Here is a 22,511-nt window from a genome sequence, read left to right on the forward strand (position 1 = left end):
TCATGGCAAACGTTTACCAATGACGCCATGAGCGCTGACCGGATCCGGCCTAGCGGATGCGCGAGAGGCGACCGTTCGGCGTCACCCGGACCGTGGTCTGCCGCGCGCCGACGGTCAGGTCGACCAGCAGCATGGATCCCACGGTTCTGGTGCTGAAGGCAACTTTCTCGGTGCCCGCGGCAGGTACGACGACCGACAGGATCGATGCGGTCGATCCACTGCGGTTGAACTTGACCACGGGTGCCGGCACGCGGTGGAAGATGTCGGGGAAGTACCAGCCCTGGACGGGATCCTGCTTGCCCTGCTCGACCGTGATCGCGTCGGCCGGAAGCCCCTGCCCGTAAGGGATCTGCAGCAAGTACGTCTTCGTGCCGTCACCAGGTTTCGCGGCGACCGCGGTGGTCGGGGACTGCACGGTCACCTTCTGGCCCGGCGGCAGGTGCCACAACGTCTCGTACCGCTCACTGCCGGCCGACTTGCCGCGGTCCAGCGCGACGATCAGATCGGGATCCTTCAGTACGAGAACATCTCTGGTCCGTTCCACCCCGGCCGCGGGGGTGTCGCGGAACTCGTAGTACTCCGAGGTCGGTGTCATCGCCGCGCTCACCAGTTTCGTCTCGACGGGTGCGCCCTGGGCCGACGGGATCGTCATCACGTTGTGGGATGCCTGGCTCCTGGTCCACTCCTGCCATTTGTCGAGCTGGTATCCGGGATGGCCCGGGTCGATCAGGATGTCGCGGCCGTGCGAGTTGTAGGTGATCGACATGTGGTCGTCGTGCCCGTGGTACCGGCGGGCCGGCCCGAACCGGATGCTGTACGTCGACTCCTGCGTGAACGGCCTCGTCTCGCCCCATCCGGTCCGGCCGAAGACGTACCCGGCGTCGAAGACCGCGGTCCGCTTGGGCGGCTTCGTCCCGCGTGCCCCGAGGGTGGCGGCGTACTCCAACGAGGTCCCGGCCGCGGCCTGCGGCTTCTGGCGTTCCGCGTCGCCGACCTGGGGGAGTTCACCAGCTGAGGTGGTGGCGAGGGCGATCCACTCCGCCAGCGCACGTCGCCGTTCCTCGATGACTGGTCCTGGGTCGGCGCCGCAGCGCTGGAGTGCCGTCGTCGCCCGGCCCCACAGTTGGTAGTTGAACATGGCGTAGCCGACGGACTGCTCGTTCGTCGACCCCTGCGCGTCGATCGCAGTGGTGATTGCCTGGGTCAACCGGTCGACAGCGCGGTTCTTCAGGTCCGCGCGGCCGAGAGTGCAGCCGACGCCGAACAGCGCGATGCTCTCGTCCGTGCCGTGGTTCGACGGTCCGCCCCAGTTCTCGGTCATGAACTTCGCGTGGTCGAGCAGGGACTGATCGAGCCAGCCGTACTGCGCCGGTAGCCGACGGACATGCAGACCGGCAAGGACGGCCTGCCGGGCACAGATCAGCACGTTGGTGCGATGCATGGTGGACTCCCAGGCACCGACATCGCCCTTCCAGGAGTACGGATTGTCGCGCACCCAGTCGTGGATGATCGCCATCACGTGCGTCAACGCCTTGCGGTCGCCGCCCCGGGCCGCCGTGATCCCTTGTCCCAACCACCGCAGCGAATGCAGCCACATGTACCAACTGGGCTTGTGATACGGATCGGACCGCCAGCGGATGTCACCCGAACCATCACCGACCTTGTACGCCGGCTCGTTGCCCCAGGCGAACGTATCCCGCAGGACCATCCGCAACGGAACGTCCGCCTCGATCCCACTGAACCCAGGACACGCATACGTCCCGGTCCGCGGGACCGGCGTCGACTTCACCGCACTGGGCGACGGAGACCGGGTCGTAGGCGCCACCGGGCTCGGCGTCCCATCCGCCGCCGACACCACCGACGCCTTCTCCCGCCCGCCAGGCATCAATACCCTGATCGCCCCAGCGAACGCCACCGCACAAACCACCACACAGACAACAGCCAGCCCAACCCCACTACCCCTCCGCCGCGATCCCACCCCAGACCCCCTCCGCCGCCGCCTCACCAAGAGAGACGTCCCCACCACCCGGATTAGTTGCTCCGGTTGCAGGGATCGGGTCGGGGTTGTTGCTCGGAGAGCTCAGCAGGCTTCGTGATGGCGTAGCGGCCGGATCAGGTGACGATGCCGTAGTCGCGGATCTTGCGGTAGATGGTGGCCCGGGACATGCCGAGGGCCGATGCGGCGGCGGTCTTGTCGCCGTGGTGGGAGGCGAGGGCGCCGACGATGGCGTCGCGCTCCAGGGCCTCCATGCGGGTGAGGTGCCGGCGGGTTGTCGCGTGGCACTCGGCGGGGAGGTCTTCCAGTTCGACGACGCCGGAGCGACGGCGGCGGGCGACGTCGGTCAGTACCTTCCGCAGGTGCGTCACGTTGCCCGCCCATGGGAGCCGCATGAGCTGGTTGAGCGCCGCCCCGGACACCGTCACGCTGGTGATGCCAGCGCGCCCGAGCAGGTACCGCACCAGGACCGGGATGTCCTCGAGGTGATGACGCAGCGGAGGTACGGCGACAGTCCGCGGGAAGAATCGCAGCAGCTGCGTCCCGAGCTCGTCCTGGCCGCGCGACTGTCCGGTCAGCAGGGTCAGCGCGACCCACGGCTCGCGCGCCACCGAACTGTCGCGCACCGACTGCAGGAGGTCCACCAGACCCTGGATGACCTCCGCGGAGAGCAGGTGGGCGTTCCGGATGATGAGATCGGAGCCGGAGTCCAGTTCGCTGGTGGCGCAGGCGAGGAGATCATCCTGATCGCCGGCATCGAGCACCGCGAGCCGCCGGCCCGGCGAGCTGTAGTCGTGGACCGCGCGGAGCAGAGTCAACTTGCCTGAACCCGGCTCACCTTCGGCGACCAGCCACTCCGCCCGGCGACAGGCGTCGAGCACTTCCTGTGTCGTGTGCCGCCACAGCGCGCTCGTCCCGGTCATGCCGGGCAGCGACGGGACTCGTCCGCCACCGGTCGTGCGGGGTCCGGACCGCTGCTCCTTGATCTGCACGATCCCGCCGGCCAGAGCGTCGCCGAGGAACGTCGGCTGGTACGCCAGCCTGGCGCTGATCCCGCTGGGCAGGTCAGCGAGGAACGTGACCGGCTTGGTCCCTCCGCGGGCGTCCCGGGTCCGGTCGATCAGCGCGGCCTGGTCGGCGGAGTCGAAGCGCTGCTGTGCGTGGGCGTTGATCATGAAGACCTCGTCGCCGAGGGCGATCACCGAGCCTCCGGTGTGCCGGCAGACCGCGTAGTACTCGGTCAGCAGCGCCTGGTCGAGGGCGTTCGCCTCCTCCAGGATGCGTTCCTGGATCCGCCGGGCCGCGAGTTTGGCGAACGACAGCAGGATCGCGTTGGAGTTCTTCGCCTGGGTGGTGATGTCCAGGATCCCGAGCAGGCCGCCGGTGACCGGGTGCGTGATCGGCGCCCCGGCGCAGGAGAAGCCGCGCAGTACACCGGTGTAATGCTCCGCGCCGTCGATCAGGATGGGGCCACCGACCTCCAGCGCGGTGCCGATCCCGTTCGTCCCGACCTCGGACTCGGCGTACCGGAAACCGGGTGCCAGATCGACGGAGTCGAGCCGGCGGATCAGTGACTTGTCGCCGCCGCGACGGTCCAGGACGATGCCGCGGGCATCGGTCAGGATGATGCACACGGGCTCGTTGGTCAGCTCCGAGGCCAGGGCGTCGATCACCGGCCGGGCGGCCCGGGCCAGCGTGGTGCCGAGATCGAGACCGTCGAAGTACGCAGGCGCGGGCCGGTCGGCGTCGACCAGGGATGCCTCCGAGCGCTGCCAGGACATCCGGATGGAGTCCCGGACGGCGGGTCTGGGGGCCATGGTCAGCTCCTTCCGCTCGCTTGACTCTTCGAGAGAAGAACACGACCAACGGTAATTGGCAAGCTTGTGACTCGCGTCTCACATTGAGACAAAACGCCCCCACCGGTCCGGCTTTCATGCCTGGAACGCAGCTCAGCCGTACCGCTGGAGCCGGGCAGAAGCCGGCTCCCGACCCTGGAGGCAGACATTGAGCAGGCAGAGTCTCACCAAGGCGCATGCCAAGATCACCGAACTCTCGTGGGAGCCCACCTTCGCCACTCCGGCGACCCGGTTCGGGACTGACTACACCTTCGAGAAGGCGCCGAAGAAGGACCCGCTGAAGCAGATCATGCGGTCCTACTTCCCGATGGAGGAGGAGAAGGACAACCGCGTGTACGGCGCCATGGACGGCGCCATCCGCGGAAACATGTTCCGCCAGGTCCAGCAGCGCTGGCTGGAGTGGCAGAAGCTGTTCCTCAGCATCATCCCGTTCCCGGAGATCTCCGCGGCGCGGGCGATGCCGATGGCGATCGACGCCGTACCGAACCCGGAGATCCACAACGGGCTCGCGGTGCAGATGATCGACGAGGTCCGGCACTCGACGATCCAGATGAACCTCAAGAAGCTGTACATGAACAACTACATCGACCCGGCCGGGTTCGACATGACCGAGAAGGCGTTCGCGAACAACTACGCGGGCACCATCGGCCGGCAGTTCGGTGAGGGGTTCATCACCGGTGACGCGATCACCGCGGCGAACATCTACCTGACCGTGGTGGCCGAGACGGCCTTCACCAACACGCTGTTCGTGGCCATGCCGGACGAGGCCGCGGCCAACGGCGACTACCTGCTGCCGACGGTCTTCCACTCGGTCCAGTCCGACGAGTCGCGGCACATCAGCAACGGGTACTCGATCCTGCTGATGGCGCTGGCCGACGAGCGCAACCGGCCGCTGCTCGAGCGCGACCTGCGGTACGCGTGGTGGAACAACCACTGTGTCGTGGACGCGGCGATCGGCACGTTCATCGAGTACGGCACGAAGGACCGCCGTAAGGACCGTGAGAGCTATGCGGAGATGTGGCGCCGGTGGATCTACGACGACTACTACCGCAGCTACCTGCTGCCGCTGGAGAAGTACGGACTCACCATCCCGCACGACCTGGTCGAAGAGGCCTGGAAGCGGATCGTGGACAAGGGTTACGTGCACGAGGTCGCGCGGTTCTTCGCCACCGGCTGGCCGGTCAACTACTGGCGGATCGACGCCATGACCGACAAGGACTTCGAGTGGTTCGAGGACAAGTACCCGGGCTGGTACTCGAAGTACGGCAAGTGGTGGGAGAACTACAACCGGCTGGCCTACCCGGGCCGGAACAAGCCGATCGCGTTCGAGGACGTCGGCTACCAGTACCCGCACCGCTGCTGGACCTGCATGGTGCCGGCGCTCATCCACGAGGACATGGTGACCGAGAAGGTTGACGGCCAGTGGCGCACCTACTGCTCCGAGACGTGCTACTGGACCGACGCGGTCGCCTTCCGCGGTGAGTACGACGGCCGGCCGACCCCGAACATGGGCCGCCTGACCGGCTTCCGCGAATGGGAGACGCTGCACCACGGCAAGGACCTGGCCGACATCGTCTCCGACCTCGGGTACGTCCGCGACGACGGCAAGACCCTGATCGGTCAGCCGCACCTGGACCTGGACGACCCGAAGAAGATGTGGACCCTCGACGACGTCCGCGGCAACACGTTCAACAGCCCCAACGTACTGCTGAACGAGATGACCGACGCCGAGCGCGAGGCGCACATCGCGGCGTACAAGGCGAACGGCACCAAGGCCGTCGCCTGACCCCACCGAACCGGCTGGTGGCGGCGCGGGGATGAGCGTCGCCACCAGTCGTTCCACCGAGCGTGAGGAGGCCCCGACGTGGCCGACACCCACCGGATCCGCTTCGAACCGGTCGACATCGAGATGGACGTCACCGAGGACGACAAGATCCTCGACGCGGCGTTCCGGCAGGGCATCCACCTGATGCACGGCTGCAAGGAGGGGCAGTGCTCCGCCTGCAAGTCGTACGTGCTGGAGGGCGACCTGCAGATGGAGCGCTACTCGACCTTCGCCTGCAACGACGCCGAAGTTGCCGAGGGCTACGTGCTGCTGTGCCGGGCACACGCCTTCAGCGACTGCACGATCGAGCTGCTCAACTTCGACGAGGAGGAGCTGCTCGGCGGGGTCCCGATCCAGACGCTGAGCGCCCGGGTGGTGGCGATCGAGCCGGTCACCCGGGACATCGTCTCGCTCCGGCTGAAGGCCGAGCGGCCGTTCGAGTTCAAGCCGGGCCAGTACGCCGACATCACCATCCCCGGCACCGACGACCACCGGTCGTTCTCGATGGCGACCACCCAGTCGACGCCGGACGACCTCGAATTCCTGATCAAGAAGTACCAGGGCGGCCGGTTCTCGGCCCTGCTGGACGGCGAGCTCGCGGTCGGCGACGAGTTGTCGCTGACCGGGCCGTACGGCTCGTCCACGCTGAAGGACGGGCACGTACTGCCGGTCGTGTGCGTGGCCGGCGGGGCCGGGATGGCACCCATCCTGTCCATCCTCCGGCACCTGCGGGAGACCGGCAGCACCCGTCCGGTCCGGTTCTACTACGGCGCCCGGACCGCGGGCGACCTGTTCTACCTCGACGCGATCCAGGAGCTCGGCGCGGAACTGGCCGGCTTCGAGTTCGTGGCCTGCCTGTCCGAGTCGGCCGCGGACGCGGACGGTCTCGTGGTCGAGGAGGGCAACGTCACCGACATCGTCGAGCGGCGGGAGGCGGAGCTGCACCGCAGCGAGGTCTACCTGTGCGGTCCGCCGCCGATGGTCGACGCCGCTCTGGCGTTGCTGGAGGCAACCAACGTGCCGAAGGACCAGGTCTTCTACGACAAGTTCACCAGCCCAGCGACTACCGATGGAGTCTGAGATGGAGCAAACCAAGCAACGCAGTTTCCCCAAGATCGAGTTCACCGACTCCGAGGCGGGGGCGCTGGAGTTCCCGAGCTCGAAGAGCCGGTCGTACAACTACTACAAGCCGGCCAAGCTGCGGGCGACGATGTACGAGGACGTCACCGTCGACGTCCAGCCGGACCCCGAGCGGCACCTGACGCAGGGCTGGATCTACGGGTTCGGCGACGGCCCCGGCGGCTACCCGAAGGAGTGGACCGCCGCGAAGTCCTCGAACTGGCACGCCTTCCTCGACCCGAACGAGGAGTGGAACCAGACGATCTACCGGAACAACTCCGCGGTCGTCCGTCAGGTCGACCTCGGCCTGCAGAACGCCAAGCGGGCCAGGGCGTACGACGCCTGGAACCCGGCCTGGCTGAAGTTCGTCGAACGCAACCTCGGGGCCTGGATGCACGCCGAGAACGGCTTGGCGCTGCACGTCTTCACCAGCATCCAGCGGTCCGGCCCGACGAACATGATCAACACCGCGGTGGCCGTCAACGCCGCCCACAAGATGCGTTTCGCCCAGGACCTGGCCCTGTTCAACCTCGACCTGGCCGAGGCCGAGGTGGAGTTCGACGGCTCCGCCCACAAGGAGGTCTGGCAGAGCGCGCCGGAGTGGCAGCCGACGCGTGAGGTGGTCGAGCGGCTGACCGCCGTCGGCGACTGGTGCGAGCTGCTGTTCGCCACCAACATCGTGTTCGAGCAGCTGGTCGGCTCGCTGTTCCGGACCGAGCTGGTGATGCAGATCGCGGCCCGCAACGGCGACTACCTGACGCCGACCATCGTCGGCACCGGCGAGCACGACTACGACCGCGACCTGGCCTACACCCGCAACCTGTTCCGCCTGCTGACCCGCGACGAGCAGTACGGCGAGACCAACAAGGTGCTGTTCGGCGAGTGGCTGACGACCTGGGTGCCGCGCTGCATCGCTGCCGCGCAGGCCTTGCAGCCGATCTGGTCGCAGCCGGCCGACAAGTCCGTCACGTTCGCGGACAGCCTGGACGCGGCCAAGCAGAAGTTCCGTTCCCTGCTCGAGGACCTCGGGCTGGACATTCCGAAGGAGCTGGACAAGTGAGCATGCAGTTCGGATCTGCCGCCGAGTTCTCCAACAAGACCGGCGTGACCCTGATGAACACCCCGGTCGGCCGGGTCGTCGCCCAGGTGATGGGCGCCAAGGACGGCGTCGAGCTGACCGAGTACCCGTCGATGATCCGGGTCGACGGGACCGGCGTACTCGACTTCGACTACGCCGAACTGACCGACGCGCTCGGCTCGGAGTTCGACGGCTCGGTGTTCGAGGAGATCAGCTCCACCCACTACGGCCGGATGGTCCACCTCGACGACAAGACCATCCTGTTCGCCAGCCCCGAGGACGCCGCCGAGTACATCGGCTTCGACCTGACCGCGCACTGACACGCTGTGCCGCTCCGGTCCGGGGCCTGGCCCGCGCCCGGACCGGAGCTCATCCCGAGATCAGCCCCACGAAGCGAGGACGTCATGTACGAGAAGAACGGCGAGAAGTACTACGTGGTCGACGCGCACGTACACATCTGGGACGGCCGTGAGTCGAACCTGAAGAACGTGCACGGCAAGCAGTTCATCGACTGCTTCTACGACTACCACCGCAACCTCAGCCCGGAAGACGTGGTGTGGGACTACGACACCTACACGTACTACGGCGGCGACCGGTTGATGAAGGACGTCTTCGACGACGGGTACGCCGACCACGCGATCTTCCAGGCCACGCTGCTCAGCGACTTCTACAAGAACGGGTTCGGCCAGACCGAGGAGGCGTTCGGGCTGGCGTCCAAGCACCCGGACAAGCTGACCTACAACCACGCCTACGACCCGCGCAACGGCGAGGAGGGTCTGGAGCAGCTCCGGCGGGACGCCGAGCGGATGAACCTCAAGGGCGTGAAGCTCTACACCGCCGAGTGGCACGGTGACTCGCGCGGTTACAAGCTCGACGACCCGTGGTCGCGCCGGTACCTGGAGGAGTGCCTGAAGCTCGGCATCAAGAACATCCATGTGCACAAGGGCCCCACCATCCGCCCGCTCGACCGGGACGCGTTCGACGTCGCCGACATCGACAAGGTCGCGACCGACTACCTGGACCTGAACTTCGTCGTCGAGCACGTCGGCCTGCCCCGGCTGGAGGACTTCTGCTGGATCGCCACCCAGGAGTCCAACGTGTACGGCGGTCTCGCGGTGGCCATGCCGTTCGTGCACGCCCGGCCGAAGTACTTCGCGCAGATCATCGGCGAGCTGCTCTACTGGCTCGGCGAGGACAAGATCCTGTTCGCCAGCGACTACGCCCTCTGGACACCCAAGTGGCTGGTGGAGAAGTTCGTGGACTTCCAGATCCCCGCGGAGCTGCCGGAGTACGCGCCGATCACGACCGCGCAGAAGAAGAAGATCCTCGGCCTGAACGCGGCCGCGCTGTACGACCTCGACGTACCGCAGGAGCTGCGGCTGCCGACCGATGCCGGTGACACCTCTGTCGAGGTGGCGGCCGGCGCACGCGCATGACGGCCGTCGCGACCTCGGTGGTCGACGAGATCGTGGCCGCACTGTCCACGGTCACGGATCCGGAACTGGACGAACCCATCACCACGCTGGGGTTCGTCCGGTCGATCCGGGTCGACGACACCAAGGTCGTGGTCCATCTGCGGCTGCCGACGTCGTTCTGCTCGCCGAACTTCGCGTACCTGATGGCGTCCGACGCCGTCGACGCGCTCCGGCGGGTCGGCGGCCTGGGACGGGTGGTGGTGCGACTCGACGATCACCACGACTCGGACAAGATCAACGCCGGCCTGGCCGCCGACGCCGGCTACGTCGGCACCTTCGGCGTCGAGGCGGAGACGAGCCTGGACGAACTGCGCCGGATCTTCCGGCACAAGGCGCACACCGCGGCGATGGAGCGCTGCGCCGAGGCGCTGCTGAAGGACAGCGCGATGACCGTCGACGATCTCCATCAGGTCACCCTCGCCGATCTGCCGGAAGGTCCGCACAAGGAGGCGTTGCTGCGACGACGAGTCGCGATCGGTCTCGGCGTACACCCGGACGAACCGGTGCTGGTGGACGAGGACGGTGCGCCGCTCGCCGCCGAGGCGGTGCCGTTGCGGCTCCGGTTCGCCAAGGCCGTGCGGATCTCGATCGAGGGAAACTCCCACTTCTGCCGCGGACTGCTCGCGACCCGGTACGCCGACGTGGAGCCCGACGGCATGTCCATCCGAGTCACGAACGCAAGGAGCACGTCATGAGGGCGGTCCAGGTAGTCGGGTACCACACCAAGTTGCAGCTCACCGACGTACCCGAACCCGAGATCCAGGGGCCGCTCGACGTGATCGTGAGGATCGGCGGGGCGGGGGTGTGCCGGACCGACCTGCACATCCTCGAAGGCCAGTGGGCCGAGAAGAGCGGCGTGGCGCTGCCGTACACGATCGGCCACGAGAACGCGGGCTGGGTGCATGCCGTCGGCGATGCCGTCACCAACGTCCAGCCGGGCGACAAGGTGATCCTGCATCCACTGATGACCTGCGGCCTGTGCCGTGCCTGCCGCTCCGGTGACGACGTGCACTGCGAGAACAGCCGGTTCCCGGGCATCGACACCGACGGCGGGTACGCCGACTACCTGCGGACCACTGCCCGCAGCGTGGTCCGGATCGACGACAGCCTCGAGCCGGCCGACGTAGCCGCACTTGCGGACGCCGGACTGACGGCGTACCACGCGGCGGCCAAGGTGGCCCGGGCGACCGGGCCCGGGGACGTCTGCGTGCTGATCGGCGCCGGCGGCCTCGGCCACATCGGCATCCAGGTACTGAAGGCGATCTCGGCCGCGACCCTGGTCGTGGTCGACCGCAACCCGGCGGCGGTCGAGCTGGCCGTCGCGATCGGAGCCGATCACGGCATTGTTGCCAACGGCACCCAGGTGGACGACGTACTCGCACTGACCGGCGGGAAGGGCGCGGAGGCGGTCGTCGACTTCGTCGGCGAAGGCGGCGCCACCTCCGAGGGCGTCCGGATGCTCCGTCGGGCCGGCAACTACTACGTCGTCGGGTACGGCGAGGACCTCGTCGTACCGACGATCGACATCATCTCGACCGAGATCAACTTCGTCGGCAACCTGGTCGGCTCCTACACCGATCTGCAGGAGCTGATGGTGCTGGCCGCGCAGGGCAAGGTCGCCCTGCACACCACGAAGTACCCACTCGCCGACTTCCAGCAGGTTCTCGATGACCTCGACGCGGGCAAGGTCCGCGGCCGGGCGATTCTCATCCCGTGACCCGAAAGGTGGTCTGACCATGGCAAAGGAACTGCGGTTCAACGAGGAGGCACGCCGGCTGCTCGAGTCCGGCGTGAACTCGCTCGCCGACGCGATCAAGGTGACGCTCGGCCCGAAGGGACGCAACGCCGTCCTGGAGAAGCTGACCGGCCCGCCGACCATCACCAACGACGGCGTGACGATCGCGAAGGAGATCCAGCTGCGCGAGCCGTTCGCGAACATGGGCGCCCAGCTGGTGAAGGAAGTCGCGATGAACACCAACGGTGCCGTCGGCGACGGCACCACGACGGCGACCGTGCTGGCGCAGGCGATGGTCCGCGAAGGGTTGCGTGCGGTGGACGCCGGCGCGAACCCGATGCGGGTACGTCGTGGCATCGAGCAGACGGTGCCGGTCGTGGTGGAGACGCTGCGCTCGTGGGCGGCCGAGGTCGGCGGCCCGGACGACCTGCGGCACATCGCGACGCTGGCCGCCAGTGACGACGAGACGATCGGCGAGGTGATCGCCGAGGCGGTCACCCGGGTCGGCCGCAACGGCGTCGTCACCACGGAAGAGTCCGATGCCATCGGTCTGTCGGTCGAGGTCGTGGACGGGATCGAGTTCGACCACGGTTATGTGTCGCTGTACATGGTCACCGACAAGGAGCGGATGGAGGCCGTCTACGAGAACCCGGTCATCCTGCTCACCAACAAGAAGATCTCCCAGGTGCAGGACATCATGCCGACGGTCGAGGCCGCCAAGCGCGCGGACCGGCCGCTCGTCGTACTCGCCGAGGACGTCGACGGTCCGGCGTTGCAACTGCTTGTCGGCGGCAACATGCACAACACGATGCGGTCCGTTGTCGTCCGGGCACCCGGCTTCGGGCACCGCCGCGTCGCCGAGCTCGAGGACCTCGCGGTGGCTCTGGGCGGTCAGGTCATCGCGACCGACACCGGGCTGGACCTGGCCGAGGTCGCGCTGAACCACCTCGGGTCGTGTGACCGGATCACGATCACCGAGGATCGGACGACGATCGTCGGCGGTCACGGCGACGCGAACCTGGTGGACGCGCGGCTGACCCAGCTGGAGACGCAGTTCGAGCGGGCCAGGATCGACGCCGACCGGGACAACCTGCAGCTGCGGATGGCCCGGCTGTCCGGGCGGGTGGCTGTCATCCAGGTGGGCGGCGCGACGAGCGTCGAGCGCAAGGAGAGGATGCTGCGGGTCGAGGACTCGCTCGCCGCGACCCGCGCCGCGGTCGAGGAGGGCGTGGTGGCCGGCGGAGGTACGGCGCTCGTCCAGGCACAGGAGGCGGTGTCGCGGGTCGAGCTGACCGGTGACGCCGCGGTCGGCCGCGAGGTCGTCCGGCGGGCGTTGCCCGAGCCGCTGCGATGGATCGCGATCAACGCGGGGTACGACGGTGACGAGGTCGTCGCCAAGGTCGCGAGCCAGCCGCTCGGCACCGGCTTCAACGCGCTCACCGGCCAGTACGCCGACATGTTCGACGAAGGTGTGATGGACCCGCTCAAGGTCACCCGGGCAGCACTGGAGAGTGCGGCCTCGATCGCGGCACTCCTGATCACCACCGAGACCGCGGTCGTCGAGGAGATCCTCGGCAACCCCGGCGCGATCATGGCCCCCGGCTTCGGCGATCTGGCCGAAGGCATGGTCCGTCCGTCCAACATCTACTGAGTCATGACCGAGCCGACCAGCCTGCAGCTGAACGCCGCGGCCCGCACCCTGGGGCTGCTCGTCGCGCCCGTGCGGCTGCACCTGGTCTGGCTCGCAACCAACGGTGAGTACGACGTGGGCACGCTCGCCGATCGCGCCGGAGTCAGCATCACCACGGCCAGCCAGCACCTCGCCAAACTCCGCCTGGCCGGTCTCATCTCACTGCGCCGGGAGGGCAGACGCCACATCTACACCGTCGACGATCCCCACATCGTGGCCCTGGTCGACCAGATCCTCGCCCACATAGCCCCCGACGGTACCCTCGCCCCCGACCCACCCGTACGCCTCAGAGCCTGAGCGCGACCGGCCCGCTGGCGGGTTATGTCGTCGCTGGCGGCATACAACCGGGCATCGGGCGAACAACCCGGCGGTCATCCTGCCGGCGAGGCGCCCAGACCTGAGACCGCCGGCCCGGGCTGGGTGCTCGGGCCGGCGGTTGGCGGGGGTCAGCCGACCGACGGGCCGAGACCCAGGGACTGAGGTGTGCTGGAGTCGGGGGAGGGCTGGTGCAGCCCTTCGTCCAGAGCGCCGTACTCGGTCATCAGGGCGGGGCTACCGCCCCACGGCGTCTGCTCCTCGGCGATCAGTGTGTTGGTGGTGAGCAGCAGACCGGCGACCGAGGCGCCGTTCTGTAGTGCTGAGCGGGCAACGCGGAGGGGATCGACGATCCCCATGTCGAGCATGTTGCCGAACTTGCCTTCGAGGGCGTCGAAGCCTTCGTCGACACCGAGCTGCGAGGTCCGTTCCAGGACCTCCGCGCCGTTGTAGCCGGCGTTCGCAGCGATCAGGTACGCCGGTTCGCGCAGCGCCCGCCGGACGATCTTCACACCGATGGCGTAGTCGTCCTTGACGTCGAGACTGTCGAGCGCCGACTCGGCATGGAGCAGGGCCATCCCGCCACCGGCGACGATGCCCTCGGCCATGGCGGCGCGGGTCGCCGACAACGCGTCCTCGACGCGGTGCTGCAGTTCCTTCAACTCGGCCGGCGTCGGGGCACCGACCCGGATCACCGCGACCTTGCCGGACAACGCACCGATCCGCTCGGTGAGCACGTCCTCGTCGACCCCGAACGTCGCCCGCTCCAACTCGGCACGCAACTGCGTGATCCGGAACTCGACGTCCTTCTCGTGCCCTGACTCGGCGACGATCGCTGTGCGGTCCGCGGTCACCCTGACCTGGTCCGCCCGGCCGAGCTGCTCCAGTCGCATCGTCTCGAGGGTGAAACCGGAGTGGCGGCTGTAGACCGCGCCGCCGGTGATCGCCGCGATGTCCTCCAGCTTGTGCAGCCGCCGGTCACCGAAGCCCGGCGCCTTGACCCCCACGCACTGGAAGAGGCCGTTCACGTGGTTGTGCACCAGCATGCTGAGCGCGGTGCCCTCGAGGCTCTCCGCGATGATCACCAGCGGCTTCGGCTCGCGCATGATCTTGTCCAGCAGCGGCATGACCTCCTGCACCTTGGTGATCTTCTCGCTGCACAACAGGATGTACGGGTCGTCCAGCACGGCCTGCAGGCTGCCCGGATCCGTGACCATGTACGGCGACAGGTAGCCGTTGTCGAACTCGAAGCCCTCGACGAAGTCGACCCGCATGCCGTGCGCGGCCGACTCCTCGACGGTGACGATGCCGCCGTCGCCGACGGTGTGCAGTGCGTTCGCGATCACGGCGCCGACCATGTCGTCGTCGTTGGCCGAGATGGCCGCGACCCGGGCGAAGTCGTGCTCGGTGGCGACCGGGTGCGCCACCTCACGGAGCCGCTCCACCAGCCGGGCCACGGCCATGTCGATGCCGCGCTTCACCAGCACCGGGTTCCCGCCGGAGCTGATCGCGGCCATGCCCTCGCGGATGATCGCCTGGGCGATCACGGTCGCCGTCGTGGTTCCGTCGCCGACGATGTCGTTGGTCTTGATCGCGGCTTCCTTGACCAGCTGGGCGCCCATGTTCTCGAACTGGTTCTTCAGATGGATCTCGCGGGCGATGGTCACGCCGTCGTTGGTGACCACCGGCGATCCGGTGATCTTCTCCAGGATCACGTTGCGGCCCTTCGGGCCCAGGGTCGATTTCACCGCGTCCGCCAGCTGGTCCACTCCGGACAGCAGCAGGTCGCGGGCCTGCTCACCGAATCGCAGTTCCTTGGCCATCAGAGCCCTCCCGGTCGGTCGTGACTTACGGAACGAGGATCGCGCGGCCGCGGACCCGGCCGGCGTCGAGATCGGCGACCGCATCGACGGCCGCGTCCAGCGGGTAGGTCCTGGTGTGCAGGGTGACCTTCCCGGCCTGGGCGAGCGCCATCAGCTCGGCCAGTTCGTTGAACGTGCCGACGATGTTGCCGATGATGTTGCGCTCGGTCGAGATGATGTCGAGGGTCGGGATCTGGACCTGGCCGCCGTACCCGATGACGAAGTACGAACCGGCCGGTGCGGTCATCGCGAAGCCGTCCTGTTCCGCACCCTGTTCGGCGACGAAGTCGAGGACGACGTTCGCGCCGACGCCGCCGGTCAGGTCGAGGACCGCCTCCACCTGTTTGCCGTCGGCAACCACTGTCTGATCGGCGCCGAGCTGCTCGGCCAGCTTCAGGGCCTCCGGGTTGCGGTCGACGACGATGATCCTCGTCGCGGTGAGCGCGGCCAGGCACTGGATCCCGATGTGCCCGAGACCGCCGGCACCGATCACGACGCACGTCGTACCGGGTGGGAGGAGCGGGATGGCCTTGCGGACCGCGTGGTACGCCGTGATGCCGGCGTCGGCCAGCGCCGCGACGTCCTGCGGCCGGGTGCTCGGGTCGAGCTTCACGCAGGCGCGCGCCGAGGTGAGCAGGTACTCCGCCATGCCGCCGTCGCTGTCGAGACCCGGGAAACTGCTCTGCGCGCAGTGCATGTCGTTGCCGGCCCGGCAGGCGGCGCAGAGCCCGCAGGTCGGGGTCGGGTGCAGGATGACCGTGTCACCGACCTGGACGTTGGTCACCGCCGAACCGATCTCGTGCACCCAGCCGGCGTTCTCGTGGCCGATCGTGTACGGCAGGGCCGGGTGCATCGCTTCGGCCCACTGGCCTTCGATGATGTGCAGGTCGGTGCGGCACACCCCGGCGCCGCCGATCTTGACGATGACGTCCAGCGGGCCCTTGACGACCGGTTCCGGTACGTCGTCGATGACCGGCTGCTGGTGGTATCCGTGCAGTCGAACGGCCTTCATCCCTACTCCTCCTCGCCGACGCCGGCTTCGGCGTACCGGTGGCGCAGCATTCCCCTGCAGATGCCGGTGTTGGCCTCGATCCCGGTCCGGGTGACGCGGGCCAACCCGAGATGCCTCGTCGCCTCGGCACCGGTGATGGGGGAGCCGGTACCGGGGTCGACGAGGAGCGGAGCGGAGGGATCGGTGCGGAGCCCGAGTTCGGCCCGCCGCCGCAGCAGCCGCTCCAGTTCGGCAGACGCGGGGACGTCGCCGAGGGTCATCGTGGCGAGCCGGGCCGGATCGGCGCCGGCGGCCCGCAGCGGCCGGCACACCTGGTCGGTCCCGGCCAGCATCGCCTTGGTCACGAAGGTCCGGCGCAGCTCGTCCAGCTCGCCGGCCGCCTCGCCGGTGAACGAGGCGGCGAATCCGGCCCGCGCCGCCACCCCGGCGTTGATCTGGTCGGACGCGAAGTGGTCCTCCAGCGCGACGTCGACACCGCGGACACCGGGCAGGGCGGCGACCACGTCGTACGCGTCGGCGACCATCAGGAAGGCGAAGTTGGGCGCGCAGAAGTACGTCGGCAGCCGCAACCGCACCACCACGTCACCGGCGGCCGACACGACGCAGGTGGACACGAAACCCAGCGTCGTGATCGGCTCGTCCAGCTCCGGGTCCCGGACCGCGTCCAGCGCGGTCAGGACCCGGGACTTCTCCCCAGCCACCGCCGTCATTACTGGGTGACCAGCTTGGCGTCGTCCTGCGCGGCCGGCTCCGCCTCCTTGAGCTGGAGCTCGTCGGGGACCTTGAGGTCGTACAGCTTCGCGGCGTTCAGGCCCAGGATCTTCTTCTTGCCCTCCACTCCGAGTCGTGGGTAGTCGGCGAACTCGTCACCCTCGGGGAACTCCCAGTCGACGAAGCCCTCGATCTGCCACTTCGGCTCCCAGATGCCGTAGTCGCTGCCGAAGGTCATCTTGTCCTCGCCGACCCAGAACAGCAGCTCGCCCATCACCTTCGCGAAGAACCGCGGCCGGGCGTGCATCAGGCCGCCGATGACGACCGACAGGCCGGCGTACACGTTGGGTTCCTGGGTCGCCATGAAGCAGAAGTCCTCGATCCGCGGCAGTCCCACGTGCTCGACGATGAAGTTGAGCTCGGGGAAGTCGGTCGCGGCGTGGTCCACGTCGGAGACGTCGAACGCGTCCTTGTCCAGCGGCCAGATCGTGGGGCCCTTGTGGACATGGATGTTCTTGATCCCGAACTCCTGCGCCTTCTCCAGATACCGGTACGCCGCGGGGTCGGTCAGCTTGTAGCCACGGGAACCGGCGTTCCACTCGGCGGTGTAGAGCTTGACGCCGCGTGACCCGTACCGGTCGACGTTGCGCTTCAGCTCCTCGATCCCGACGTCGCCGTCGCGCGGGTCGAACCGGGTGTTGTGGACGAACATGCCCGGGTGCTTCTCACCCAGCGCCGCGTTCCTCGCGGTGGTGTTGAACCCTTCCGTGTACCACTCCTTCAGGTACGTCGGCTGGAACACCGCGACGTCGACGTAGCCGTCCTCGAAGACGTCCTTCATCAGGTCGTCCTCGGAGTACTTCATGAACTTCCCGATGGTCCAGTGGGTCTCCTTCGGCGCGAGGCTCTGATAGGCGTGGAAACACTCGATCCAGCCCTTCGCGTACTGCTCGGCGCCTGGTACCCAGTTGTCCGGCGAGGCGTCCCAGTAGTGCATGTGACTGTCGACGACGAAGTACTTCTCACCATTCTTCTCGTACACGTCCGGCCCTCCTTCTACTTGGAAGCGGACAGGTCGAACCCGATGTATTCGGCCGCGTCCTCTGGATTGGCGAACATGATCGTCCGGTCGTCGAGGTGGACCATGCGCCCGTAGTGGGTCGACATGTTCTCCTCGAACTCGGCCTGGTCGAAGTACCCGGGCTCCTCACCGAGGGCCTCGGAGATGTCGTCGTAGACGAACTCCATCTTGCCGACCGCGTCGACACGGATCATCGACGGCAGCGGCGTCACCGTGACGTTGTCCAGCCCTCTCATCACGTCGGCGACGACCGCCCCGACCTGGTTGTTCATCAGCGTGACGCCGCACCGGTTGGACGCGGTGTTGTCGGACTTGAACGGGCTCTCGACGACTGCCTTGAGCGTGGTCACTGTGCCAACTCCTTCGGTTCCTCGAGACCCAGCGAGGTGACGATGCCGCTGAAGCGGCTCTTGACGCGGTCGAGTCCGTCCTCGAACCGTGGTGGTTTCGCGTCCGGCTGCGACCACAGCGGCTGCAGGGTGCGGGCCGCCGACAGGGCCAGCGAGACCCAGTTCGACGTCCAGTCCTGCATGATCGCCTTGTTGTGGTCGGCGAACTCGCGGTCGTTGGTGAGCAGCTCGAACATCGCCGTGGTGTAGCGCAGGTCGCGCTCGGCGAAGTCGTACTCGGCGGCGCCGATCACGGTGGGGGTGACGAAGTCGCCGTTGCGGGGTGCGGCCTGCTGGACCAGCTGGCTGCGGAACAGCTCGCCGACCAGCGGCTCGAACACGATGTTCGCGGCGAAGATCGCCTCGCACCAGTCGTCGATCGCGGTCAGCCGCTCGGCGAGGTCGCGGACGCCCTGCCAGGCCGGGTCGGACTTCCAGGTCTCCAGGTGCGCGCTGCCGTCGAACCCCTCGAGCTCCTCGGACAGGGTCAGGTTGTAGAGCGCGAGATCCTGCGCGGCCCGGATCCGGTGCATGCTGTTCACCGAGATCGCGTTGTTGTGCATATTGGTCGGCGCGCGCCGGTTCGCGTTCGCGTACAGGTACAGGCCGAGACCGTGGTCGACGTGCATCCAGGCGCCGATGTGCTGCTCGACGAAGCGGACCCAGTTGGTGTTCCACTGCTCGAAGGCCTTCGACTGCTTGGCGGCCTCGACGTTCTGGGTGACCTGGCGGACGACGTTGGAGTTGTAGCGGTAGAGCGTGAGCTCCCATTCCTCGTTCGGGTCGCGGAACTCGTGCCAGCCGGTGGCCGGCCAGTCGGTGACGAGCATGCCGCCGCTGCCCGGTCCGCGCTGGGGTGACGGCTTGTCCGAGCCCCACGCCTTCAGTGCGGTCCAGTCCAGCGGGTAGCCGCCGCGTCCGTCGGCGAACCCGTAGAGCCAGCCCTGGGTGAGGTAGTGCCGCGGATCCGGCTGCACCTCGACCGTGACGTCTTCGTAGTGGCTCTGCTTGCGCTTCTGCGGCTGGTAGTAGTTGTACCGCCGTGAACTCGAGTCCGGGAACACACGCGCGCCCGCTTCGGCGTCGGTGAAGACCGGTTTCGGCACGCTCCGCTCGGTCGGGGAGTCTTGTGTGGTGGTCATCGGCTCTCTGCCTCCAGCACCTTCGGGTCGCCGGCGTCGCCGGTCGTGGTGAACTTGTCGTAGTAGATGTGCTTCGTGACGACGCCCAGCCCTTCGAGCAGCGGGATCGCGGCCTCCACCATCGGTGGCGGACCGCAGACATAGGCGTCGGCTCCGGCCAGATCCGGTTCGTGCCGGCGGACGACGTCGGTGATCAGACCGACCTCGCCGTCCCACTCGGCGTCCTCGGCCGGCTCGGACAGCGCCGGGACGTACTTGAACCCCGGCAGGACCTCCTGCAGCGCCCGGAGCTCCTCGTCGAAGCACAGATCCAGATGGGTCCGGGCTCCGTAGTAGTAGGTCGCCGGCCGGTCGATCCCGCGCTCTGCCATCGAGCGCAGCAGCGACAGGATCGGTGCCATCCCGGCGCCACCGCCGACGAAGACGATCCGGGCGCCCGGATTGTCCCGCAGGGTGAAGACCCCGAACGGCCCGCTCAGCTGCAGCCGGTCACCGACGTTGAGCCGGGTGTCGAGGAACTCCGAGAAGACTCCGCCGGGATAGACCTTGATCACGAACTCCAGCTGCCCGGAGTCGCGGCTGGTCGTGTTGGCCATCGAGAACGATCGGCTGGCCTCGCTGTCCGGGACCAGGATGTCGACGTACTGGCCGGGGAAGAACTTGAGCTCCCCGGGGTCGGTCAGGCGCAGGACGAGATGACGCAGGTCGTGGGTGACCGGCGTGATCGCGACGACCTCCGCGACCCGGTCCTGGATCGGCAGCCCGGACCGGATCATGTCCTCGTCGTAGTTGAGCAGCTCGATGGTCAGGTCCTCGTACGGATGGGCCCGGCACAACAGCGTGTAGCCCTCGTCCAGTTCGTACTCGGGCAGCGCGAACGTCGAGTAGCGGTCCAGCTCGATGTCCTCGCCGTCCAGGACGAACGACTTGCAGGACGAGCACTGGCCCTCCTTGCAGCCGTGCATGAGCATCACGCCCTGCTCGGCCGCGGCGCGCAGGATCGTCTGATCCTCGTCGACCTCGATCTCGATGCCGACGGGCTCGAACCTCACGACATGCTTATCGCCCATGGTTCCTGACGTCTCTGCGGGGACGGACCGGGGCGGGCGGACACACGGGGGTGCCCGCCCGCCCCGGGGAGGGGATCATGCGTCGGCGGGTGCGCGGCCGGCGGGGCCTCCGCGTACATAGCGGGCGGCGAACGCGGTCCGCTCGTCGTCACTCATCTCGTTCAGCAGCACGTTCGGGCTCGCCAGCGGCGGGCACTTGCGCAGGTGGTCGAGCGTCCACATCTTGTCCGGGTTCAGGTCGAGGTGCGGCTGCGCGACCATGGTCTTGCCGTCGTCCCTGACGAAGCCCATGTCGGACACCACGTCGGCCCAGTTCCAGCCGTGGTACAGCGTCTCCCACTCGCGGTGGCCGATCAGCTTGCCCATGTTCGGCGTCTGCCGGCCCTGGTACGTCGGCCGGAAGGCGACCTCGTCGGTCCAGCGGCACATGTCGTGGCAGTAGGTCCGCCACTGGCCGTCGACCTTGGCCATCACCATGTCCTCGCGGACCAGGCACGGGACCATGCAGGTCCAGCACCGGTGCGGGTACTCGTAGTCGACGTCCTCGAAGACGATCGGCTTGTGCCCGTTCGGCATCGACAGGCGGTTGTAGTTCTCCCACCAGGCGCCGTACTTGTCGTACCAGCCGGGGTACTTGTACTCGAACCACTCGAAGTCCTTGTCGGTCATCGGGTCGATCCGCCAGTAGTTGGCCAGCCAGCCGGTGGCGAAGAACTGCGCCACCTCGTGCACGTAGCCCTTGTTCCAGATCTGGTTCCAGGACTCCTCGATCAGGTCGTGCGGGATCTCGAGGCCGTACTTCTCCAGCGGCACCAGGTAGCTGCGGTAGTAGTCGTCGTAGATCCAGCGCCGCCACATCTCCGCGTAGCTCTCACGGTCCTTGCGGCGGTCCTTGGTGCCGTACTCGATGAAGGTGCCGATCGCGGCGTCGACGACACGGTGGTTGTTCCACCACGCGTAGCGCAGGTCGCGGGCGAGCAGCTGGTGGTTGCCTTCGTCGGCGAGTGCCATCAGCAGCGTCGCGTAGCCGTTGCTGATGTGCCGGGACTCGTCGGACTGGACCGAGTGGAACACGGTCGGTAGCAGGTAGTCGCCGTTCGCGGCCGCCTCGGCCGGCATGGCGACGAACAGCGTGTTGGTGAATGCCGTCTCCGCCACGATGGTCAGGTAGATACTGGCCGCCGTGATGGCATCACCGGTGATGAACCCCTCGGCGAACTGACGGCCGATGGTGCCGCAGTAGTCGCTCTGGAAGTTCCGCAGGCTGGAGTTGAAGCCGGCGGGGTCGATGTAGTTGTTCATGTACAGGCGCTTGAGGTTCTGCTGGATCGTCGAGTGCCGTACCTCGTCGATCATCTGGATTGCCTGGCCGTTGTGCAGTTCCGGGTTCGGCACCGTCCGGAACAGCAGCGGCATCGCCCGGGCGGCCGAGATCTCCGGCAGTGGGATGATGCTCAGGAACAGCTTCTGCCATTCCAGCCAGCGTTCCTGCACCTGGCGGAACATGTTTCCGCGGATGGCTCCGTCGGAGGCGCCGTACACGCGGTGGTCCTTCTCCTCCTGCATCGGGAAGTACGACCGCAGGACCTGCTTGAGGGGGTCCTTCTTCTGCGCCTTCTGGAACGTGTAGTCGGTCCCGTAGTGCGAGACCGGCTCGTGATACGCAGGTTCCCAGGACAATTCCTGGATCTTCTGGTGGGCCTTCGCCACACTTTGGCGACTCATGGCACTCCTCACACTCGTGGCCGACTGCACTTGCAGTACATCGCCGGTGTGACCGCCGTGGAGGTCTCAAATTGAGATGACGGACGGTCACCGGCTCAGGGGTTGCCGAACATCGCCTGTCTGAGCTCCGCCAGCCGCGCATCCTTGGCCAGCGCGATCTGCTCGTCACCCTGCGGGTCGGGTTGGATCCCGAACGCCTGCAGGAGAGCGGCGGCCGGCTCACCCGGGTTCCCGGTCGTACCGAGGACCGGATGGAGCCCGGCGTCGGCCAGGTGCTCGAAGACGACGTTCACGACAGTCCACGGGTTGTAGGTCTCCCGGCTCGGGACAGCGCTGTCCATCGCAACCTCCTGATCGCTGCTTCGATCACAATCCCGCCGGGCCTCGATGGGTGTCTCAATCTGAGACGCCAACGGCGCCGGACTGCATT

General features: G+C 67.5%; 20 protein-coding genes. 9 read left to right on the forward strand and 11 right to left on the reverse strand.

The window, feature by feature from the left end:
* Positions 1–49 precede the first annotated feature (49 nt).
* Together ACGFH6_RS11005 and ACGFH6_RS11010 are read right to left on the reverse strand one after the other, a co-directional pair.
* The gene (locus ACGFH6_RS11005) at positions 50–1,915 is read right to left on the reverse strand and encodes a heparinase II/III family protein (protein ID WP_393382527.1); all 1,866 of its coding nucleotides are present in this window, start codon (positions 1,913–1,915) and stop codon (positions 50–52) included.
* A gap of 197 nt (positions 1,916–2,112) precedes the next feature.
* On the reverse strand, positions 2,113–3,813 hold the full coding sequence (locus ACGFH6_RS11010) for a sigma-54-dependent Fis family transcriptional regulator (RefSeq protein ID WP_393382529.1): 1,701 nt from the start codon (positions 3,811–3,813) through the stop codon (positions 2,113–2,115).
* Between the two features lie 187 nt (positions 3,814–4,000).
* Between ACGFH6_RS11010 and ACGFH6_RS11015 the strand changes: the two genes are divergently transcribed.
* The 9 genes from ACGFH6_RS11015 to ACGFH6_RS11055 all read left to right on the forward strand — a co-directional run bounded on the left by ACGFH6_RS11015 (position 4,001) and on the right by ACGFH6_RS11055 (position 13,071).
* The gene (locus ACGFH6_RS11015) at positions 4,001–5,638 is read left to right on the forward strand and encodes a methane monooxygenase (RefSeq protein ID WP_131515078.1); all 1,638 of its coding nucleotides are present in this window, start codon (positions 4,001–4,003) and stop codon (positions 5,636–5,638) included.
* Between the two features lie 78 nt (positions 5,639–5,716).
* Positions 5,717–6,757, forward strand: a complete 1,041-nt coding sequence (locus tag ACGFH6_RS11020; protein ID WP_393382531.1) for an FAD-binding oxidoreductase — start codon at positions 5,717–5,719, stop codon at positions 6,755–6,757.
* 1 nt (position 6,758) lies between these two features.
* Positions 6,759–7,856 carry an aromatic/alkene monooxygenase hydroxylase subunit beta gene (locus ACGFH6_RS11025; protein WP_393382532.1) on the forward strand — a complete coding sequence of 366 codons (1,098 nt, stop codon included), beginning with the start codon at positions 6,759–6,761 and terminating at the stop codon, positions 7,854–7,856.
* A 2-nt stretch (positions 7,857–7,858) separates the two neighbouring features.
* Positions 7,859–8,194 carry a propane 2-monooxygenase effector subunit MimD gene (gene mimD, locus ACGFH6_RS11030; protein ID WP_393383024.1) on the forward strand — a complete coding sequence of 112 codons (336 nt, stop codon included), beginning with the start codon at positions 7,859–7,861 and terminating at the stop codon, positions 8,192–8,194.
* Positions 8,195–8,278: 84 nt separating this feature from the next.
* A complete protein-coding gene (locus tag ACGFH6_RS11035) occupies positions 8,279–9,310 on the forward strand; it encodes an amidohydrolase family protein (protein ID WP_393382534.1) in 1,032 nt (343 codons plus the stop codon).
* Complete coding sequence (locus tag ACGFH6_RS11040; protein WP_393382535.1) at positions 9,307–10,044, forward strand: iron-sulfur cluster assembly protein; 738 nt, start codon at positions 9,307–9,309, stop codon at positions 10,042–10,044. Before ACGFH6_RS11035 ends, ACGFH6_RS11040 begins: the two co-directional genes overlap by 4 nt.
* Positions 10,041–11,066, forward strand: coding sequence for an NAD(P)-dependent alcohol dehydrogenase (locus ACGFH6_RS11045; protein ID WP_393382537.1), 1,026 nt, complete (start codon positions 10,041–10,043; stop codon positions 11,064–11,066). The genes ACGFH6_RS11040 and ACGFH6_RS11045 overlap by 4 nt, the downstream gene beginning before the upstream one ends.
* 19 nt (positions 11,067–11,085) lie before the next feature.
* Complete coding sequence (groL, locus tag ACGFH6_RS11050) at positions 11,086–12,735, forward strand: chaperonin GroEL (RefSeq protein WP_393382538.1); 1,650 nt, start codon at positions 11,086–11,088, stop codon at positions 12,733–12,735.
* Positions 12,736–12,738: 3 nt separating this feature from the next.
* The gene (locus ACGFH6_RS11055; protein WP_393382539.1) at positions 12,739–13,071 is read left to right on the forward strand and encodes an ArsR/SmtB family transcription factor; all 333 of its coding nucleotides are present in this window, start codon (positions 12,739–12,741) and stop codon (positions 13,069–13,071) included.
* A 149-nt stretch (positions 13,072–13,220) separates the two neighbouring features.
* Here the strand turns inward: ACGFH6_RS11055 and groL (ACGFH6_RS11060) are convergent, their stop codons facing one another.
* From groL (ACGFH6_RS11060) to ACGFH6_RS11100, 9 genes are all read right to left on the reverse strand, one after another.
* On the reverse strand, positions 13,221–14,915 hold the full coding sequence (gene groL, locus ACGFH6_RS11060) for a chaperonin GroEL (protein ID WP_393383025.1): 1,695 nt from the start codon (positions 14,913–14,915) through the stop codon (positions 13,221–13,223).
* Between the two features lie 22 nt (positions 14,916–14,937).
* A complete protein-coding gene (locus ACGFH6_RS11065) occupies positions 14,938–15,963 on the reverse strand; it encodes an NAD(P)-dependent alcohol dehydrogenase (RefSeq protein ID WP_393382540.1) in 1,026 nt (341 codons plus the stop codon).
* Positions 15,964–15,965: 2 nt separating this feature from the next.
* Positions 15,966–16,673 (reverse strand): iron-sulfur cluster assembly protein, encoded by a 708-nt coding sequence (locus ACGFH6_RS11070; RefSeq protein ID WP_393382542.1) that lies wholly within the window; start codon positions 16,671–16,673, stop codon positions 15,966–15,968.
* A complete protein-coding gene (locus ACGFH6_RS11075; protein ID WP_393382544.1) occupies positions 16,673–17,716 on the reverse strand; it encodes an amidohydrolase family protein in 1,044 nt (347 codons plus the stop codon). The genes ACGFH6_RS11070 and ACGFH6_RS11075 overlap by 1 nt, the downstream gene beginning before the upstream one ends.
* A 14-nt stretch (positions 17,717–17,730) precedes the next feature.
* Complete coding sequence (mimD, locus tag ACGFH6_RS11080) at positions 17,731–18,105, reverse strand: propane 2-monooxygenase effector subunit MimD (RefSeq protein WP_393382546.1); 375 nt, start codon at positions 18,103–18,105, stop codon at positions 17,731–17,733.
* The gene (locus tag ACGFH6_RS11085) at positions 18,102–19,286 is read right to left on the reverse strand and encodes a hypothetical protein (RefSeq protein WP_393382548.1); all 1,185 of its coding nucleotides are present in this window, start codon (positions 19,284–19,286) and stop codon (positions 18,102–18,104) included. Before ACGFH6_RS11085 ends, mimD (ACGFH6_RS11080) begins: the two co-directional genes overlap by 4 nt.
* Complete coding sequence (locus tag ACGFH6_RS11090) at positions 19,283–20,338, reverse strand: 2Fe-2S iron-sulfur cluster binding domain-containing protein (RefSeq protein WP_360448988.1); 1,056 nt, start codon at positions 20,336–20,338, stop codon at positions 19,283–19,285. Before ACGFH6_RS11090 ends, ACGFH6_RS11085 begins: the two co-directional genes overlap by 4 nt.
* A 93-nt stretch (positions 20,339–20,431) precedes the next feature.
* Entirely contained in the window at positions 20,432–22,081 is a 1,650-nt protein-coding gene (locus ACGFH6_RS11095; protein ID WP_131354050.1) for a methane monooxygenase, read from the reverse strand.
* Between the two features lie 95 nt (positions 22,082–22,176).
* Entirely contained in the window at positions 22,177–22,422 is a 246-nt protein-coding gene (locus tag ACGFH6_RS11100) for a hypothetical protein (protein ID WP_131354052.1), read from the reverse strand.
* Positions 22,423–22,511 lie beyond the last annotated feature (89 nt).

Origin of the sequence: Kribbella sp. NPDC049227 (assembly GCF_043197265.1) — a bacterium.
GTDB lineage: Bacteria > Actinomycetota > Actinomycetes > Propionibacteriales > Kribbellaceae > Kribbella.

Bases quoted from the DNA above. Each gene is read 5' to 3' on its own strand.
- ACGFH6_RS11010 (WP_393382529.1), bottom strand. From the start codon at position 3,813: ATGGCCCCCAGACCCGCCGTCCGGGACTCCATCCGGATGTCCTGGCAG.
- ACGFH6_RS11025 (WP_393382532.1), top strand. From the start codon at position 6,759: ATGGAGCAAACCAAGCAACGCAGTTTCCCCAAGATCGAGTTCACCGAC.
- mimD (WP_393383024.1), top strand. From the start codon at position 7,859: ATGCAGTTCGGATCTGCCGCCGAGTTCTCCAACAAGACCGGCGTGACC.
- ACGFH6_RS11035 (WP_393382534.1), top strand. From the start codon at position 8,279: ATGTACGAGAAGAACGGCGAGAAGTACTACGTGGTCGACGCGCACGTA.
- ACGFH6_RS11040 (WP_393382535.1), top strand. From the start codon at position 9,307: ATGACGGCCGTCGCGACCTCGGTGGTCGACGAGATCGTGGCCGCACTG.
- ACGFH6_RS11045 (WP_393382537.1), top strand. From the start codon at position 10,041: ATGAGGGCGGTCCAGGTAGTCGGGTACCACACCAAGTTGCAGCTCACC.
- groL (WP_393382538.1), top strand. From the start codon at position 11,086: ATGGCAAAGGAACTGCGGTTCAACGAGGAGGCACGCCGGCTGCTCGAG.
- ACGFH6_RS11055 (WP_393382539.1), top strand. From the start codon at position 12,739: ATGACCGAGCCGACCAGCCTGCAGCTGAACGCCGCGGCCCGCACCCTG.
- ACGFH6_RS11065 (WP_393382540.1), bottom strand. From the start codon at position 15,963: ATGAAGGCCGTTCGACTGCACGGATACCACCAGCAGCCGGTCATCGAC.
- ACGFH6_RS11070 (WP_393382542.1), bottom strand. From the start codon at position 16,673: ATGACGGCGGTGGCTGGGGAGAAGTCCCGGGTCCTGACCGCGCTGGAC.
- ACGFH6_RS11085 (WP_393382548.1), bottom strand. From the start codon at position 19,286: ATGACCACCACACAAGACTCCCCGACCGAGCGGAGCGTGCCGAAACCG.
- ACGFH6_RS11095 (WP_131354050.1), bottom strand. From the start codon at position 22,081: ATGAGTCGCCAAAGTGTGGCGAAGGCCCACCAGAAGATCCAGGAATTG.
- ACGFH6_RS11100 (WP_131354052.1), bottom strand. From the start codon at position 22,422: ATGGACAGCGCTGTCCCGAGCCGGGAGACCTACAACCCGTGGACTGTC.